The sequence below is a fragment of the Limnohabitans sp. JirII-31 genome, from assembly GCF_002778315.1.
Classification (GTDB): Bacteria; Pseudomonadota; Gammaproteobacteria; order Burkholderiales; family Burkholderiaceae_C; genus Limnohabitans.
In genome coordinates this window covers 1-801 of the sequence record NZ_NESA01000040.1, presented here as the reverse complement: position 1 = coordinate 801, position 801 = coordinate 1, and the positions used below count along the sequence as shown (strand labels likewise).

The window sequence follows — 801 nt, the reverse complement described above, 5'->3', positions numbered from 1 at the left end:
CCCACGCTGAATGCCACCACGGGCACGTCTTTGGCCTTCAAGCCTGCGTTGCCCAGTTCTTTGTAGAACGGCACGTTGGAGTCACCGTTGATGGTGGACACCACCGCTGTCTTGCCACCGGCTGAGAATTTCTTGATGTCGGCCACGATGGTTTGGTAATCGCTGTGGCCAAACGGGGTGTACTTTTCGTCGATGTCAGACTCTTTCACGCCCTTGCTCTTGAGGTAAGCGCGCAAGATTTTGTTGGTGGTGCGGGGGTACACATAGTCGGTACCCAGCAAGACCCAACGCTTGGCAGCACCACCGTCTTTGCTCATCAAATAGTCCACGGCTGGGATGGCTTGTTGGTTCGGGGCAGCACCCGTGTAGAACACGTTCTTGCTCAGCTCTTCACCTTCGTATTGCACGGGGTAGAACAGCAAACCGTTGAGTTCTTCAACCACGGGCAACACCGACTTGCGCGACACGGAGGTCCAGCAACCAAACATCACGGCCACTTTGTCTTGGGTCAGCAACTGCTTGGTTTTTTCTGCAAACAGGGGCCAGTTCGATGCGGGGTCGACCACCACGGGTTCGAGTTTTTTGCCCAGCACGCCGCCTTTGGCGTTGATTTCGTCAATGGCCATCAAGACGGTGTCTTTGAGCACGGTCTCTGAAATGGCCATGGTGCCTGACAGGCTGTGCAGCACGCCCACCTTGATGGTGTCTGCGGCAAAGGCTTGCGGCACAACGGCAAACGATCCCACCGACAGCGCTGCGGCTGCGGCCAGGGCCTTGAGGTTTCCTCGACGATTCATCATG

1 protein-coding gene is annotated in these 801 nt (G+C 56.7%); it reads right to left on the bottom strand.

Annotated features, from left to right (window positions below):
- Nucleotides 1-797: transporter substrate-binding protein (locus tag B9Z41_RS16860; protein ID WP_158236211.1), on the bottom strand; the 797-nt coding region annotated here is incomplete at its 3' end.
- Nucleotides 798-801 lie beyond the last annotated feature (4 nt).